This is a genomic window from Ruminococcus sp. RTP21484sp1_RTP21281st1_A8_RTP21281_210402 (genome assembly GCF_040914025.1).
Classification (GTDB): domain Bacteria; phylum Bacillota; class Clostridia; order Lachnospirales; family Lachnospiraceae; genus Blautia_A; species Blautia_A faecis.
Map to the genome: position 1 here is coordinate 1 of NZ_JBCPGE010000071.1, position 16,838 is coordinate 16,838.

General features: G+C 35.8%; 15 protein-coding genes. All 15 read right to left on the reverse strand.

Annotated elements, in window-relative coordinates; translation table 11 throughout:
• Positions 1 to 73: 73 nt before the first annotated feature.
• The 15 genes from AB5170_RS21200 to AB5170_RS21270 all read right to left on the reverse strand — a co-directional run bounded on the left by AB5170_RS21200 (position 74) and on the right by AB5170_RS21270 (position 16,630).
• Entirely contained in the window at positions 74 to 244 is a 171-nt protein-coding gene (locus tag AB5170_RS21200) for a hypothetical protein (RefSeq protein ID WP_187566208.1), read from the reverse strand.
• A gap of 26 nt (positions 245 to 270) precedes the next feature.
• Entirely contained in the window at positions 271 to 1,239 is a 969-nt protein-coding gene (locus AB5170_RS21205) for an Rpn family recombination-promoting nuclease/putative transposase (RefSeq protein WP_226854575.1), read from the reverse strand.
• Between the two features lie 422 nt (positions 1,240 to 1,661).
• Positions 1,662 to 2,780 (reverse strand): non-hydrolyzing UDP-N-acetylglucosamine 2-epimerase, encoded by a 1,119-nt coding sequence (gene wecB, locus AB5170_RS21210; RefSeq protein WP_368362007.1) that lies wholly within the window; start codon positions 2,778 to 2,780, stop codon positions 1,662 to 1,664.
• Positions 2,781 to 2,789: 9 nt separating this feature from the next.
• A complete protein-coding gene (locus AB5170_RS21215; RefSeq protein WP_368362006.1) occupies positions 2,790 to 3,791 on the reverse strand; it encodes an acyltransferase family protein in 1,002 nt (333 codons plus the stop codon).
• Positions 3,781 to 4,860 carry an NAD-dependent epimerase/dehydratase family protein gene (locus AB5170_RS21220; protein WP_368362005.1) on the reverse strand — a complete coding sequence of 360 codons (1,080 nt, stop codon included), beginning with the start codon at positions 4,858 to 4,860 and terminating at the stop codon, positions 3,781 to 3,783. Before AB5170_RS21220 ends, AB5170_RS21215 begins: the two co-directional genes overlap by 11 nt.
• The gene (locus AB5170_RS21225) at positions 4,850 to 5,623 is read right to left on the reverse strand and encodes a 2-C-methyl-D-erythritol 4-phosphate cytidylyltransferase (RefSeq protein WP_368362004.1); all 774 of its coding nucleotides are present in this window, start codon (positions 5,621 to 5,623) and stop codon (positions 4,850 to 4,852) included. Before AB5170_RS21225 ends, AB5170_RS21220 begins: the two co-directional genes overlap by 11 nt.
• A complete protein-coding gene (locus AB5170_RS21230; protein ID WP_368362003.1) occupies positions 5,620 to 6,864 on the reverse strand; it encodes an O-antigen ligase family protein in 1,245 nt (414 codons plus the stop codon). The genes AB5170_RS21225 and AB5170_RS21230 overlap by 4 nt, the downstream gene beginning before the upstream one ends.
• Before the next feature lie 5 nt (positions 6,865 to 6,869).
• Positions 6,870 to 8,351, reverse strand: a complete 1,482-nt coding sequence (locus AB5170_RS21235) for a lipopolysaccharide biosynthesis protein (RefSeq protein WP_368365149.1) — start codon at positions 8,349 to 8,351, stop codon at positions 6,870 to 6,872.
• A 20-nt stretch (positions 8,352 to 8,371) separates the two neighbouring features.
• A complete protein-coding gene (locus AB5170_RS21240; protein ID WP_368365150.1) occupies positions 8,372 to 9,499 on the reverse strand; it encodes a CDP-glycerol glycerophosphotransferase family protein in 1,128 nt (375 codons plus the stop codon).
• Entirely contained in the window at positions 9,499 to 10,218 is a 720-nt protein-coding gene (locus AB5170_RS21245; protein WP_368365151.1) for a glycosyltransferase family 32 protein, read from the reverse strand. Before AB5170_RS21245 ends, AB5170_RS21240 begins: the two co-directional genes overlap by 1 nt.
• A gap of 20 nt (positions 10,219 to 10,238) precedes the next feature.
• Positions 10,239 to 11,072 (reverse strand): glycosyltransferase, encoded by an 834-nt coding sequence (locus AB5170_RS21250; protein WP_368361988.1) that lies wholly within the window; start codon positions 11,070 to 11,072, stop codon positions 10,239 to 10,241.
• A 15-nt stretch (positions 11,073 to 11,087) separates the two neighbouring features.
• Positions 11,088 to 11,780: a sugar transferase gene (locus AB5170_RS21255; protein ID WP_368361992.1), complete on the reverse strand. Its 693-nt coding sequence runs from the start codon at positions 11,778 to 11,780 to the stop codon at positions 11,088 to 11,090.
• A 22-nt stretch (positions 11,781 to 11,802) separates the two neighbouring features.
• On the reverse strand, positions 11,803 to 13,011 hold the full coding sequence (locus AB5170_RS21260) for a DegT/DnrJ/EryC1/StrS family aminotransferase (protein ID WP_368361989.1): 1,209 nt from the start codon (positions 13,009 to 13,011) through the stop codon (positions 11,803 to 11,805).
• 45 nt (positions 13,012 to 13,056) lie between these two features.
• Positions 13,057 to 15,126 (reverse strand): polysaccharide biosynthesis protein, encoded by a 2,070-nt coding sequence (locus tag AB5170_RS21265; RefSeq protein ID WP_368361990.1) that lies wholly within the window; start codon positions 15,124 to 15,126, stop codon positions 13,057 to 13,059.
• A 259-nt stretch (positions 15,127 to 15,385) separates the two neighbouring features.
• A complete protein-coding gene (locus tag AB5170_RS21270) occupies positions 15,386 to 16,630 on the reverse strand; it encodes a transposase (RefSeq protein ID WP_368365152.1) in 1,245 nt (414 codons plus the stop codon).
• Between the last annotated feature and the right edge of the window lie 208 nt (positions 16,631 to 16,838).

The following is a 16,838-nucleotide window of genomic DNA, read 5'->3' on the forward strand; positions in this document are numbered from 1 at the left end:
TGTGAATTGTCAAGGTGCTCCGGCTACTGAAAAGTAGTCGGGGATTTTTCTATCATACCTAAAAATTAAGCGCTTACGATAAAGCTTTCAGACGACCCTTCGCTTTTACGATTTTCGTTTTGTTCTCCCCGTCACGAATGGCAAGACCGGCTGAGTCATAGCCACGGTATTCCAGTTTCGATAAACCATCCAGAAGGATGGGCGCGGCCTGGGAATGGCCGGTGTAGGATACGATTCCACACATAAAATTGTTCTCTCCTCTATAACTGTTTAGTCAATTCCATACTCTTCCAAGAGTTTTTGGCGAAAAGCGGGATCTTCAAGGGCACGCTTTAGGTCGTCAATGCGGTTGTCATTCAGCAGAGCTTTGGTAAGTCGCTGTTCATGTTCTGCACCGATCTGGATTCCTTCAACTCGTCCCTTTTCCTGTAAATCCCGAAGTCCCTTACAAACATTCACCGTTTCTTCCTCTTCTTTTCTTTCTATCTTCATTCCAGTCATCTCCTCCATTACACGAACAGCCTTCCTATCCACATTTTCAAATGCTATATTCGCATTTACAAACCGCTCTAATTTCTCTCCATCACCAGAATATTTGATGAACTTCATCACTTCCCGGAAATTAGAAGTAAAATGTTCCAACTCATCTTCGCTCATCTCCCCTGGTGCAATCAGATTAATCCGATAGTCAGGAACCAACGACAATATGTTTTTATCCTGTACCACCAACATCTCATGTAACGACCTAGGCGCATCCCAGCTATCAGCCCCGAAATACACAACTACTGTTATAATCGGAAGCAGCCTGTCTTCTCTGTAAAAGCCTGAAAGAAACTCTGCGGAATCCGGTTTCTTCTCCTTAGGCTCTTTCTCCTTCCGCGCTTTTTTATGAGAAGCCTCTGCTTTCTGCACCTGCGCTGCATACTCCAGCGAATCGTAAACCATATTTTTCACTGGCATTGCATAATGAACATTGGATTGGTTCTCCACTCCCAGGAGCAGATACACCGCATTTTCATCTTCCATAGCACACAGGATTTTAAACACATCCCGATATTTCTGATATGGCACCTCCGCCCCATTAGCTCCATATGGAATAATTACATTCGCCGTATCCAGTTCCTTCAAATTCTTAGGGTCAATGACCTTTTCTCCTTTGTAAATCATATGGTTGAACACATCCGCAAAAACCTCTGTGTCCTCCATGTACTCTTTTGTGATGATATCCTTTCTTCCCATGGACTTCACCACCTTCTATGATTTGTTTTTCAGAAGAGCTTATGTAGGTTTGAAACTCTAATGATGTATATAGGATAGCATACCGTTTCCTTTTCTGGAAGGAAAATATATTGGAAAAGTATGAATTTTATTTAATATGTTTTTTAGAAAACTTTAAGGAATTTCACTCGGCATTTATGGGGACAGACCCCTTTTATCCCATTCGCCTTTACGATTTTTGTTTTGTTCTCACCGTCACGAACGGCAAGACCGGCTGAGTCATAGCCGCGGTATTCCAGTTTCGATAAACCATCCAGAAGGATGGGCGCGCCTGGGAATGACCGGTGTAGGATACGATACCACACATAAAATTTGTTCTCTCCTCTATAGATTGCTATAAGCTATATACCCTATACCATATATAATACTATCACATCATTTTATTACATTTCTCCCCATGGAGTAAACTCTTTTCCCTCAAGAATATCTGCAATTCTCTTACATGCATGTCCATCTCCATAAGGATTACATGCTTTTGCCATAGCATCGTACGCTTCTTGGTTTTCTAATAACTCTTTAAAATTTTTATAAATAGTTTCTTCATCCGTTCCAACTAGTCTCAGAGTACCAGCTTTTACACCTTCTGGTCTCTCAGTAGTATCTCTCATAACAAGTACTGGTCTTCCATAAGAAGGTACCTCCTCTTGGATTCCGCCAGAATCGGTAAGACATAAATGGCACCTAGCCTCAAAATTATGACAATCAACTACTTCAATCGGTTCAATAATATGAATACGATCACAACCACCAAGTTCCTCTTCTGCTGCTTTTCTTACAACCGGATTCATATGAATTGGATAAACAGCTTTACATTCCGGATGTTCCTCAAGCACACGGCGAATTGCTCTAAACATATTATGCATTGGTTCTCCAAGATTTTCTCTTCTATGTGCCGTAATAAAAATTAATTTTCCATCTCCAACCCATTCTAATTCCGGATGCGTATAATTATCTTTTACAGTATGCTGCATTGCATCAATAACGGTATTACCAGTAATAAAAATTTTAGCAGGATCTTTGCCTTCTTTAATTAAATTATTTGCTGCCATCTGAGTAGGAGCAAAATTATATTGAGAAATTATTCCAACTGCCTGTCGGTTAAATTCTTCTGGATATGGAGAATAAATATTATATGTACGAAGACCAGCTTCCACATGTCCAACTGGAATTTGAAGATAAAAACAAGCCAATGCAGTTACAAAGGTTGTAGATGTATCTCCATGTACCAAAACAACATCTGGCTTCACTTTCTCAAGCACATTTTTAATTTTCTCTAAAATTCCTGTTGTAATGTCAAATAATGTTTGTCCTTGCTTCATAATTGAAAGATCATAATCTGGAACAACATTGAATGTATTAAGGACTTGATCGAGCATTTGTCGATGCTGACCAGTAACACATACTATCGTTTGAATACTTTCTCTTTTTTTCAACTCATTTGCTAACGGGCACATTTTTATTGCTTCTGGTCTCGTACCAAAAACTAACATTATCTTTTTCATCCTTCAATCTCACTTTCTCAATAACCTATTTTCATTTATCATACACTTTATTAATTTTTCACTAATAAATTGGACCGCATATGTTGAAATAAAAATGCCAAACAAAACTATGGCTATATTCAATAAATCACTTGATGTCAGTTTCATAAGAGAAAATGGACCTAAAATAAAAAACTGATGTGTCAAATAAACCTCATACGAATATAAATCTGTTTTGTTAAGCAACCTAATTTCTATTTGCTTATACTGTTTCTTACTCAAAACTACATTTTTTAATAATAAAAAGATAAACACTCCCAGCCAAATATGATTAAACAAAGAAAAGATTTTATACAATTTCAATGCCATTCCGACAAAATTGACTTTGTAAATATAATCCAAATAAATCTGTATTAGATTCAGCAATGTAAGAGGGCATAATGCATATAATATAGTTTTATCATCAAATACTTTATCCCTCTCATTAATTCCTATGCAATATGCAATCAAATAACATATTATATATCCAAGATTAAAATATGGTATAAATAGTCCAAAAATAACAGCAATGCTAATTGCACTTTTAATAAATTTCAAACAAAATTTTTGTTTTGTGTTGTTTTTCTCAAAAATAAGTTGTAATAATGGTGTTATTAAATAACACATTATAATCAATGGAACAAACCATAAATGCCCTCCACCGTCAAGCGTATCATTTAATAGTAAAATTTTAATAATTTTTATCACTGACAACTTATCAACAAAAAAATAATAAAATAATAAAACAGGTACAATTGTGACATAATAAGGCATACAAATTTTGATAAATCTCTTTTGATAAAAATCTAAAACATTATTTATTTTATACATTTTTCCATATAAATACCCTGATATGCATAAAAAGATCTCAACCCCAACATTTAGCCACCAAGCTAATTCCCAATCATAAAACTGACATATATGACACAAAACTATCATACAAAAAGCCAGAAATCTAATTGATGAGATTTTATAATCGTATTTAATTTTCATCCATTTTTTCCTCTAACTCTAAATATCTAAGAGTTCTAATGTACATATCTTTAAGATTCCACTTAGGCATCCATCCTAAAGATACAAGTTTTTCTCCAGACAATTTCAACTTAGTTTCTGGAGCATACCCATAATTATCATTTGTTATTTTTACAATGACATCAATTTGTTTATTTGCAATGTCCCTACATACCATCTGAGCCATTTTCAAAATTGTTGTATGTGTATTTTCATTTACAACATTATATGCCTCACAGTCCTTTCCTTTTAAAAGGATAGTCAATATACCTCTTATCGCATCGCTCGTATAACAGTAGTTCCCTTCAGATAACCCAGATGTATGCAAAATTATATCCTTTTTTTCTCTTACACTAGAACAAAATTGAGCAAATACTCTATTCTCCCATGGCAATATTCCTGCACCAAAAGTCTGGGATAATCTTGCAATTTTCACAGGCACACCATATTCACTCGAATATGCAACACATAAATTTTCACACATTCTTTTTGCTTCAGGATAATTACTTCGAACCTTCAAAGGATCTACATATCCTAACTTTTCCTCAGTACATAAAGAAGCAGAATTATTTAAAATCCCATACATTTCCATTGAAGAAATAAATACCATACTTTTTATTTTTTTATCAGCAGCTAACCTAAGCATATGATTTGTTCCTTCTACAGAAGTCAAAATTGTTTCCACCGGTTGAGAAATCATTATTTTTGAAGCTGTAATACTCGCCGCATGAATCACATAATCAACAACTACGTTCTCATTTAAATATGTCGTATATGCCTTTGTAACATCACCATGCACAAAATCTACAATGCTTAAATCAAATCCTTTATATATATCTTTAATTTTGTTTTCATTTCTCACTAATCCTATAATTCGAAGATTTAGTTTCCAAACTTTATTAGCATATATTAACGATTTAACAGTTAATGAACCAATTAGCCCAGTAACTCCAGTAACCAAAATACTACAATCTTTTAATTTATAAAAATCAATATTAGAATCATATAATATTTCCTGTAAATCCTCGTAACACACTCTATTAATTTCCATAGTTTTCCCCATTAATTCCATATATTTGACCATTTTCTTTCTCATCCAACATAGCACGCATCACATAAAAATCTTCAGGTGTAGTTACTTTAATATTAATATCAGGACCCTCCACCAAATGCAATGTCTTCCCATAATATTTCATCATTGAACAGGAATCAATAAAATTATATTTTTTCTCTTTTATAGCATTTTCATGGCAAGTTAAAATATCGTTAAGCCAAAAACTCTGCGGTGCACGAGCCAATCTTGAATCATTTCTATCTGGTATATTTATAATTTCACCACTGCAGTTAACTTCTAAAACAGTCTCTTTTGCCTTAACACACGTTATTCCAGAACCATATTGAATCACAGAACGTATGTTATCATGAATAGTAATATTGTTAATCAACGGTCTAACCCCATCATGAATTAAAACAATACACTTTTCATCCCCTGCAATTAATTTGGCAGCTTTCAATCCATTATATATGGACGCCTGTCCTGTATCTCCTCCCGGAACCACTTTTTTTACTTTTGTATAATTATATTGTTCTAAAATACTCTTTAAATGATCTATCCAATCAGCTACACATGCTATTACAATTGCATCTATTTCATCAGATTGCTGGAATACATCTATGGTATGAGCAATAATCGGTTTTCCATGCATCAATAAAAACTGCTTGGGTAACTCTCTGCTATGCATTCTTGTACCTATTCCCCCTGCAAATATTACAGCTATATTCATCTCTTTTTCCTCACTATTTAAATTTTTCATATCGAACTTATATATATTGATATTCCCAAAATAATCCAGAAGTACGGATAGTATATAGTGTTATCTGTCAGCCCCCCTAAAAGGAGGTACAACAACATAGCACTTCCAGCTCCACTAACTTTATTTTTTTTCACTACTTTCAAGCATTTAAATAATAATAAAAGCATACATATAATAAATATAAGACCAAATATCATTCCGCATTCTAGCATCAACTGCATATATATGTTGTGGACATTACGCACCATTGAAATTCCTGATTGCCCTGAATAATTTGAAAAATTCATCCACCCTAAACCCCAAAACCAATTTTTTCTCAAAAGATTCAATGCAATAGAATACAATAAATTTCTTCCATTAGAACTATCAATTTTATATTTCAACTCATAAATAGTCATCAATATTCTGTTTTCTGATGAAAATCCCTGCTGAACTGTCAAATAAAAGCTCAGTAGTCCTAGTAATACTATAATAATTCCCCAAAACAAAATAGAAAAAATAAAAAAATGACGTTTTACAAATTTGATCAAGACATCAGAAAAAATTAATAAATATATAATTGCAATAACAGCTATTCCAAATACAATTTCTGTACGTCTTTGACTCAAAACAAGACTTCCACCCATGTATATACAATGAATTATTTTAGGATGCATTACATCCGTAAATAAAGATATATATATAGCAAACAAAATGAGTACTAATGTATATGAAATATCACTATGTACAAATACAGAATATCCTTGTCCAGTAATAAAATTAATTTCAGAAACCGTGTCAGGTGTAAGAAATGGAAAAATGATTGTCCTATATATATCAGGAAAAAATTTAAAAAAATAAATCAATGAAGAAAAAAACATTCCCGTAATTGTTATTATTGCATTTATTTTTTTTACAGAAGAATAACTATAACGAGTAAATCCATACACACATAACGCCAAAGTCGCGATAATAAGATAATATGTTTTTGTATCATCTTTAAAATTATAATTATGGAATGATGTTCCTATTGTGATAACAAACATCATCAAAACTGGAAGCAACCATTTTGATACATATATTTTCTTTTGTCTTAACAACTCCACTCCCCAAAAGACAACGCACAACAGTCCAATCATTCCTGTATACACTGTTATGCTTAGCCCTACATCAACAATAAGAAAGGAAGTGCAATATAAAAAAGTCGCAAATAGAACTGGAAATTCTTTTAGCACAATTTTTTTGTTATTTAAAACCTTCATATGATTTATCGCCTTTCTTTAAGTTTGTATTCGCAGAACCAAATGCTAATATATGCAGCTATATTCCCAATAATTATAATAATTGTCGTTCCAATTGCCTTAAGCAACCATTCTCCCCATCCGTTTTCCCCCGATAAGATCACAATATTTTTTGCAATAATTATACCAACAGTAGATGATGCTAAGTAAATTAGAAATTTAATAATAAAAACTATTGGACTTCGATAAAGAATATTTTTTTTCAAAAATATAATTTGCATACAAGTTCTATAGCTCATTGAAAAAAAGGTACCTAAAGCCACACCATTCAACCCCAGTTTTTTTACAAACAAGAATGATGCACAAACATTTATTACTGCTTCTATGTATGCATATTTACTTATTTTTTTATACGAATTACTTACATATGCCATATTGACATACGGTTCCCGAATACAAAATATACTATATGATAAAATCAAAAGTATAGAAAAAATAGGTTGTCGATAATTTGCATCAGTAACACCTGACGTATAATTAAGCACAAACGGTACAATTAAAAGAACTGCACAAGAATAAATGGTAAATACAATAAATAAAACCAAATTTTCATATTTTGAAAAAATAGATTCTAATTTCTTTTTATTTCCTAGCGAATATTCTCTTCCCAAACTTGGCACAATTCCAGCAGAAATAGATGTAATAATACTTTTTATTCCAGTAACTACTAAACTATACACCCCATATATCGAAACGTTTGAAAGTGTAGATAAAAGTGACAACACAATTACATCTGTATTTCCATTAAAAAAAGCAGCAAGATTAATTCCAAACCCATCCCACCTATGTTCTAATGCTCCGTTATCAGCTATTGCTCTTTTGTTAATTTTGTAATTCTTTTCAATATATAAATTATAAATAAGTGGTTGTATCACAAAAACACCAGCTGATATCAATTTGATCACATGTATAGATGGATAAATTCGTACTATAGCCACAGTCAAGATAGTATTTAATGTGACAGTAATAATCTGAACTCCAGCTGATATATATACTTTTCTATCAGCCTGTAACATTAAGCGCCAAACAATCGAAAAATAATATTGTATAAACAAACTTATCCCAAGAATTAGCGACAGTGTACAAATATAACTAAATGAAAATTCTGTCTTGACTATTAGTGGATATACTACCGAAACTGCAAATAAATATATCAAAAAAATCTTAGCAATCTTTTTAAAAAAATTATTGCCAGCCACTATAATTCTGCTAACTTTTTCTATATCATTTTCATTTAATGGTTGATATAAAGCCGTCATTAAAACAGACCCTAATCCACCTTCTATAAGACTAATATAATTTAAAAACTGCGTAATTGAGTTTACTAAACCATTTACCTCTGATCCAAAAGAAAGTAATATTTGTTTTGGAATAATAAAACTACTTATTATTGTCACTATTTGCAGTAATAAAGATATAGTCATATTCAATCTTGTTTTTTTATCCATTTTATCCTCTGACTCATCACTTATAAACTTAAAGCTCTAAGTAATTGTTCTGTAGCAGTCCCTTTATCATAACTCACTAAACTAGAATGATGAATTTTTACTTTTTGAATATATTCAACCCGATTATAATAAAAAATTTTCTTTGCTAATTCCTCATCATTTTTGCATACGATTCCTGGCCACGTACTAATTTGTGTATAAAATCCTCCTCTTTCATTTTCATATTCTTCCAAATCAGGTACGAATAAAAAACAGGGTCTAAAAATTAAAGAGTAATCCCATATACAAGAAGAATAATCTGTTATCAACACATCTGCCAGACATAATAACTCCTGCATATCCTGATACTCTGACACATCAATTATCGAAGGATTATTTTCAACCGTGGTTTTGTAATAGTGACTTCTGTATAGAACAACCCATTCTCCTCCAAATTTACTTTTTAAAGCCTTAGTTAAATTATCAATGTCCGGAATTAGTGTTGAATAATGCATATTTCCACTTTTTCCTCTATAAGTAGGGGCAAATAATACAACTCTTTTTTCATCTGACAAATTACAATAATCCCTAACCTTTTTCCTTAAGTTCTCCATTTTCGATGGTGCAAAAAAGATATCATTTCGAGGCATTCCAATATTCAAAAATTTATTTCGAGGAATAAATGTAGATTTTTCCATTACCTTTGTAAATTCCTGGCTACTAGAAAGAAAATATGATGTTTGTTTAGCTATGATTGCAAGCTCTTTACAAGCAGTTCCATTTATCTTTTCATCGACCACTGCTCCAACCTTTTTATATGCCCCACCACCATGCCATGTATTTACACATACCTGTTCTTTTCTTAAAGAAATGGCCGCAGAAATCCCACTATTTGTTATAATATACTTTGCGGTCAAAAGATGATAAAAATAGCTCAGTGAATTATGTTTAACAATAATTACATTCTGCTTTAACTCATCAGGAACTGAAGACGAATTATACTCCCAAATATAGTAATATGATTTTTCCTCGTTCTTTAATTGTTCATATATAGCTTTAGGATTACATGAGTACTGTTTTCCTTCATAGCTTGAAAAGAAAATTTTATTATTCTTTAGAGGTATTAACCAAAACAATTTAGTAAACAATCTTTTACATAATAAAAACATTACTTAATTCCTATCTTATCCATTATTTTTACTACTACTTTCATCATTTTCGGTCCAAGCATTTTTTTTACTTTCTGTCTACGCCTAGTTGAATTTTCAACCCAACTACCTTTAAAATGATGAATTGTATATGAATTGTCTGTAAGCTCAACTTCTAAAGTCCGACTATTTTTGGGACAGAAAAAATCTTTCGGATACATAGTGAAACCATTTATAGTTTGTTTAGTATTATTTAATTCTAATCCTTTGTCAGCAAAATATTCCGTAATTAATTCTACATTTGTATGTAAATTCATCGTCCCATCATCATTGATAAAACTCATACTGTTATACATTTTCAGCAAATCTTTTATAGCACTTTGTCCTTTTTCTCCTGCCATAATTCCTGTTGGAACTGCATTCTCCCTTTCAAACCCTGAAAAAGCGTGACATTCTAAAAAAGTATCCAATGATCTTAAAACCTCTACGTCAGTGTCCATATAAATGCCACCATAATTATAAATAGCCCATAATCTAACATAATCAGTTATAAAAGCCCATTTTCTACACTCATATGCTTCTTTCACATATTTATTTGAATTTATATCAAATGTTTTCTCATTCCATTCGATAATCTCATAATCAGGACAATACTTTTTCCAAGATTCTAAATACTTCAAAAAATCTTCCGGATAAGGATTCCCCCCAAACCAACAATAATGTATTTTTTTTGGTATCATAACTTTTCTCCTCTTTTAAACTAATCATTGCATTTACGTAACAAATTTATAAATATAATTCTTCTTATCTTTCTAGGTAATAAGGCGACAAAAAACTGAATATACACGGTCTTTAAATAATCGTACCTTGTTATATACTTTGTCTCATATATTTTTCTTCTTCCATTTAAATATTTCTTAAAATATGCCCAACCGCCACGACGTTCAATCATTGCATATCCGGTTCGAGCATATACAAGATAATCGTCAATATTCATTCCCTTAGCACCAGAAATAAGCATTCGAACCCATAACATATCATCTTCCATTAAAGGACAATCTTCATAATTTCCAGCTCTAAGAACAGTGGATTTTTTATACATGACTGTCATGTGATTAAATGCACTTCTCTGTTTTTGATAGTCTGCAATTGCTTCATGAGTAAGTGGTACTCTTCTTTTAGAAAGTACATTATCAATAGTGCCTTCAAATTCGATAATATGGCTTCCACAAACATCAAGTTTGGAATCATTCATAAAACACTCTAACTGTTTTTCAAATCTATCCTCTCTTGCAATATCATCAGTATCCATACGCGCAATTAATTCATATTTACATGCAGGAACTCCATCCGCCAATGCTAATCCCAACCCCTTATTTTTTTTATTCTCAATAGTTTTTATCAAGCCTGGATTATTTTTTTTGTATTTTTCAACCATTTTACTCAAATCGTTTGAAATAGGGCCATCATAAACAATTACAATTTCAGAAGGCAAAACAGTTTGATTCAATATGCTCCGCATGCATTCATCAAAATATTCTGCATTTTCCTTTATGTAAAGCGACATTAAAACAGAAAAATTAGGATATTCCATTAAACCACATTCTCCTTACACGTATTCTTTTCCTAATACTGCAAACACAGTTCTAAACATAGTTATAATATCTGTTCCAAAATAAAAATTCTTAATGCTATGTAAATTGTACTTCATCTTTCCAGGAAGCACTCTTTCAACATATACTCTATCCACGTCATCCGCCGCATCCAACAGCTTTGCTTCATCCTTATAACGAATGCTAGCCTCACTAGTTATCCCTGCAGGCAATAACAACGTAGCCAACATTTCATTACTATATTTTTCTACATACTTAGTTGCCTCAGGTCTTGTACCCACAAAACTCATGTCTCCACTTAGTACATCAAAAACTTGCGGTAACTCATCTAACCGATAATCTCGAATTTTTGCTCCCACCTTAGTAATTCGAGAATCACCACCAACAGTCACAGCAGATCCAATTTGATCCGCATTATTAACCATAGTACGAAATTTGTGTATTCTAAATTTTTTGCCATATCTGGTCACACGCTCCTGACGATAAAAAACAGGCCCTTTTGAATCCAATTTTATCAGCACAGCAATAATCAGCATAGGTATAGCCAGGAGAATCAACAGGATAACCCCCACTACAATATCAAAAATCCGTTTCAGAACCAGACTTCCTTTCTTTCGTGATAAAATATCATAATAAACTTTTACTTCATCACATTTCATAAATTCAGGAAGGTCATCCCATTTTTTCAAAATCATTAGCTGTTTCTCCTAATTATTTTCCAATATAGTTCTTTACAATCTCAAAATAATTTTCAATTACATATTCCACTTCTTCGTCGGTCAATTTAGTATGAAGTGGCAGTGTAATTTCATTTTCAAATCTCTTATAAGCGTTTGGATAATCTTTAATATCAAACCCAAGATTCTTGTATGCAGTCATCATTGGCAATGGCTTATAATGTACATTACATGCAATTCCTTTTTCCGCCATTTTTACAATAATCTCATGTCTCTGTTCCAGAGTAATTCCTGGAATTCTTGTAATATAAAGATGACCTGATGACTGATGTTCATCTGCATAGTGATTCAGGACTTCAATTCCTAATGGCTTAAATGCATCATCATATCTTTCAATAATTTCTTTTCTTCTGGCAAGTAAGCCTTTATAACGCTTCATCTGTGCAAGACCAATCCCTGCAACAACATCTGTCATATTACATTTATACCATGGACCGACAATATCATATTCCCATGCACCAAGCTGAGTCTTAGCAAGAGCATCTTTTGACTGTCCGTGAAGGGAAAGCAATTGATATTTATGATATAATTCTTCATTATCAATTCCCTCAATATCTTTCCATGTAGCAGCTCCACCTTCTGCAGTTGTAAAATTTTTCACTGCATGAAAACTAAAGTTACTAAAATCAGCAATACTTCCAACCTTTTTGCCATGCCACTCTGCTCCAAACGCATGAGCTGCATCAGCCATTACAATAATTCTTCCTATTGCTTTTTGAATATCGTTTGACGGATGGAACAGATGTTTCTTACTTTCAGCTATAGAAAAGATTCTGTCATAATCGCATGGTACACCACCAAGATCAATAGGAATAATTACCTTAGTTTTTTCTGTAATTGCATCTGCAAGTTTCTCATAGTCCATTTCAAGAGAATCTTTTTGTGTATCAATTAATACAAGCTTTGCACCTACATGGCATACTACAGATGCACTTGCTGTATAGGTATAAGCACAGGTAATTACTTCATCACCTTTTCCTACTCCTAAAACTCTCAGTGTCATTTCCGCACAGGCTGTCTGTGAATTCAAACATACTGCTCTGTTAACGCCACAAAAATCAGCAACTTCACGCTCTAATTCTTTTGTTTTCGGTCCGGTAGTAATCCAACCGGAACGAAGTGCTTCTGCGACCTGTTCAACCTCTGCATCTGTAATATCTGGTGGTGAAAATGGTATTTTCATTGTTCTCTGCCTCTCTTTAAATTTAATAATATATGCTCAAATAAATTAATGATTATTTTCAGTTGCTTTATTGAATAATTTCTTATATGTCTCCCCATGCAGCTTCAAATCATCCTTCGCAGCATGATAAGTCGGTACAATCTCTTCCACATAACTTCTAATATCCGGATCATTTCCATAAGCTACAACAGCCAGATTTTCAAGCTGATGTAAAAATTCATCTGTATCAAACGGAATCGGTTTACCAATATGAATCAGATCATTATCTGTCTTAGTCAGACCTTCCTCAGCCATCAGCTTTTCTTCATAAAGCTTCTCGCCGGGTCTGAGTCCTGTGTACTCCACTTTAATATCCACATCCGGTGTCAGCCCTGACATCTTGATCAGGTTTCTTGCCAGTGTATCAATCTTCACCGGAGCTCCCATATCCAGCACAAAGATCTCTCCGCCCTTGGCATAGGTTCCAGCCTGAAGCACCAGACTTACCGCCTCTGGAATAGTCATAAAGTAACGGATAATATCCGGATGGGTAACGGTCACCGGTCCGCCTTTAGCAATCTGTTTCTTAAACAGCGGAATAACAGATCCATTACTTCCCAGCACATTTCCGAAACGCACTGCCACAAACTCAGTCCTGTATTTTCTCTCACCATTTTCTCCTGGATTTTCACAAGTCGCTGCCACCTCTGCAAGTGCTTCCTCGCTGTCTTCATAGTGGCTTCCCAGTAATGGAAGCAGGTCTTCTCTTCCGGTTCGGCTGATCTTATCCATAGTCTGGATGACCATCTCGCAGAGGCGCTTGCTGGCGCCCATAATGTTGGTTGGGTTAACGGCTTTGTCTGTACTGATCAGCACGAAACGCTGACAGCCATTTTTCAGAGCTGCATGAGCAGTTTTATAGGTTCCCATTACATTGTTCTTGATTGCCTCACATGGGCTTGTCTCCATAAGTGGTACATGCTTATGTGCAGCTGCATGATAAACAATGTCTGGCTTGTATGTTTCAAATACATCATTAATCTTTCTGGTATCGCGCACGGAACCGATCAGTACCACCAGATCCAGATGTGGATATTTGGAACGAAGCTCCTGTTCAATGTCGTATGCATTGTTCTCATAGACATCGAAGATCACCAGTCGTTTCGGCGCGTGGGCTGCGATCTGACGGCAAAGCTCACTTCCGATGGAACCGCCGCCACCAGTTACCAGAATGGTTTTTCCACTGATGTAACGGAAAATCTCATCCATATTTACTTTGATAGGTTCTCTTCCAAGAAGGTCTTCCACTGCCACGTCTTTCATTTTGCTGAGGGACACTTCTCCGGTGACGAACTGGTACACACCTGGAAGAATCTTCATTTCACATTTGGTTTCCTTGCAGATGTTCAGGATATCTCTTCGCTCTGCCGCACTTGCGCTTGGAATTGCCAGAAGAATCTGGTCGATTTTATATTTCTTTGCACTTGCGAGAATGTCATCACGACCGCCTACAATGGGCACACTCTCCATATAACGTCCCCATTTATTCGGGTTATCGTCAATAATACAACAAACCTTTCCCTTTGGCTCTTTGGCACGTTCCACGTCGCGGAGAATGATCTGTCCTGCCTGGCCGGCACCGATCAGCATAATGTGATGCAGCGGACCTTCTTCTTCCTTCTGTTTCCGTGTTCTTTCCAGAAGAACAAATCGATATGAAAAGCGGATTCCTGTAATCAGGCAAAATTGAATAATGGTTCCGAAGAGATAATAGGACATTGGCATTCTCTGAATGGCAAATGTGATTCCAATTATCTGGAACAGGAATGTAAGTATAGTAGATAAGCCAATTCTTAACAGCTCACTGTAGCTTGCGAAACGCCACACACTGTTATAGAGGCGCAATGCCCAAAAGACAAAAACAGAGAATACTGTATACCATGGTGCAAATTTCAGATAGGCAGACAAATATTCTCCGGGTATTGCGGAGTATGTACAATCAAAGCGGAACCACAGTCCGAGAAAGTATGCGGCGTTTACGGCGATCACATCATAAATCATCAGGTAAAGTGCGATTACCTGCCAATGCTCCAACTTTCTTTTTTTGCGTTCGTGTTTTTGTTTTTTCGTTGTCATTTCTTAATCATACGGACGGAGTTACCCCCTCCCAGTCCTTTCCTCCCATTTTTTCATAACTTTGACCACTTACCAGATAGCTTCCTGTCTGGTGCTTCGGCGACTCCCAGGATATCTTGGGGAAGTCCGGAACCCGCACCGGCGGTGGTCTGCCGAAAAGCCTACGTCACTGGCGCAGCCTCTTTGCCCGGTTACCCGGTTTTATAGATAAGAGCGTTCGTAACGCTACTTATTATCATTTTTTCTTTGTTATCAATAATTATTTTGTTCTATTTCTGCGAAAAAAACTGTCCTGGCATTTCCTGCCAAGATTTCTGGCGTCATTCAGGAAGCGGTTTCCCTGATGACCATTTTCACAGAGGAATTCATTTCCCTTCCGGCGAACCTTGCCGCCGCAGATGGCGCATTTGTCCTTCAGTCCGTCTGTTCTGGTTTCCAGTACCAGAATTCCTTCTGCCCAGGCTTTGTACTGCAGGTTGGTCCGGATCTTGCTGCTTAAGTGAAGCGGGGAAAAATTGCCGCTTTTTACCATTGACATCCGGGTGAAGTTCTGGTCGTAATCGGGGAGGACAATGATTCCTGCCTGATTCTCTTTGCAGAAGTTCAGGATTTCACGGCTGACCTGATGGGCGTAGTGCTCGGACAGGTTCTTCAGGTGCATGTAGTACTTCCGGTTGGGCTGGGAACTATTGTCTCCCACTGTGTTTGGTCTGGATTTCTGTATTCTGGTCTCCAGCAGCTTGCAGCGGTGGCGATACGCATCTCCGCCCCGGCAGGTGTGTACAGCCAGCTGTTTTCCCTGCTCATCCAGAATGCAACACACTGCGAAGGTGTCTGTGTTTGTAAAGCGGACACTGCACAGGTTCGTGCCTTCTGCCATTCGTTCTTTGGCAGTGCGGGCATCGCTGTTCTCCTGTTTCACCGGGATATTCAGCAGGTAGCGCCTGCCCTCCTTTACCAGGGTGGGCGACATCAGCTGACCATCTTGGGGAAAGGAGCGTCCTTTCAGATTGCAGTCTGTCCAGATCCATTTCTCACCGTTCCACAGCTTCAGACAGATGGATCTGTCGGTGAGGTCGGAATACATTCCTTTGAAAAAGGTAACCTTGGCTTCCAGCTTCTCAGGGAATCCGGATTGAAGCTCCTGGGTGCTTTTTACTGTGGCAGATGCTTTGTTAATGGCAGCGCGTCTCAGGTAGACAGGTACTTTTCCCATTGGTAAGGGGTTAGTGGGCTGTCTGCCGTCCCGACCGGCCAGGGTCAGGAGTTCCAGACTGCGCTGGGTGTCGAAGAGGCTGCTGTTCCACAGTTCTTCATGCTGTCTCAGAAGGTGGTAGTAAAACTCCACCACGTTCTGAAAATATTCTTCTGTTCTGTCCAGCCATATAGGCTCCGGACAAACCAGGCGCATGCGCCAGGTTCGGATGCTGTATCCTGTTTTCATAAATTTTGTCTGTGATTTCTGCTGGTTTCTTTCGTAATATTTCAGTAATGCGACGGTCATCCAGGCAGTTTTTCTGCTTTCTTTCCCATCGTCGTTTTACATTCTATCGCGAATAACAGGGAAAGTCAACCAATTATAGCGACTATAGACTCTTTTTATGAACCATTTATGATAATGTCCTAATATACCATAAAGGAAAATGTCCCAATGTAGTATAATGCTTCCATCAACAGATGGAGGTAACGATTATCAGAAAGGTAGAATTATC

What these genes read in the sequence shown, in the direction of transcription:
- AB5170_RS21220 (WP_368362005.1), bottom strand. Translation starts at nt 4,860, where the DNA reads ATGGAAATTAATAGAGTGTGTTACGAGGATTTACAGGAAATATTATAT.
- wecB (WP_368362007.1), bottom strand. Translation starts at nt 2,780, where the DNA reads ATGAAAAAGATAATGTTAGTTTTTGGTACGAGACCAGAAGCAATAAAA.
- AB5170_RS21230 (WP_368362003.1), bottom strand. Translation starts at nt 6,864, where the DNA reads ATGAAGGTTTTAAATAACAAAAAAATTGTGCTAAAAGAATTTCCAGTT.
- AB5170_RS21270 (WP_368365152.1), bottom strand. Translation starts at nt 16,630, where the DNA reads ATGACCGTCGCATTACTGAAATATTACGAAAGAAACCAGCAGAAATCA.
- AB5170_RS21215 (WP_368362006.1), bottom strand. Translation starts at nt 3,791, where the DNA reads ATGAAAATTAAATACGATTATAAAATCTCATCAATTAGATTTCTGGCT.
- AB5170_RS21200 (WP_187566208.1), bottom strand. Translation starts at nt 244, where the DNA reads ATGTGTGGAATCGTATCCTACACCGGCCATTCCCAGGCCGCGCCCATC.
- AB5170_RS21250 (WP_368361988.1), bottom strand. Translation starts at nt 11,072, where the DNA reads ATGGAATATCCTAATTTTTCTGTTTTAATGTCGCTTTACATAAAGGAA.
- AB5170_RS21240 (WP_368365150.1), bottom strand. Translation starts at nt 9,499, where the DNA reads ATGTTTTTATTATGTAAAAGATTGTTTACTAAATTGTTTTGGTTAATA.
- AB5170_RS21260 (WP_368361989.1), bottom strand. Translation starts at nt 13,011, where the DNA reads ATGAAAATACCATTTTCACCACCAGATATTACAGATGCAGAGGTTGAA.
- AB5170_RS21205 (WP_226854575.1), bottom strand. Translation starts at nt 1,239, where the DNA reads ATGGGAAGAAAGGATATCATCACAAAAGAGTACATGGAGGACACAGAG.
- AB5170_RS21265 (WP_368361990.1), bottom strand. Translation starts at nt 15,126, where the DNA reads ATGACAACGAAAAAACAAAAACACGAACGCAAAAAAAGAAAGTTGGAG.
- AB5170_RS21235 (WP_368365149.1), bottom strand. Translation starts at nt 8,351, where the DNA reads ATGGATAAAAAAACAAGATTGAATATGACTATATCTTTATTACTGCAA.
- AB5170_RS21225 (WP_368362004.1), bottom strand. Translation starts at nt 5,623, where the DNA reads ATGAAAAATTTAAATAGTGAGGAAAAAGAGATGAATATAGCTGTAATA.
- AB5170_RS21245 (WP_368365151.1), bottom strand. Translation starts at nt 10,218, where the DNA reads ATGATACCAAAAAAAATACATTATTGTTGGTTTGGGGGGAATCCTTAT.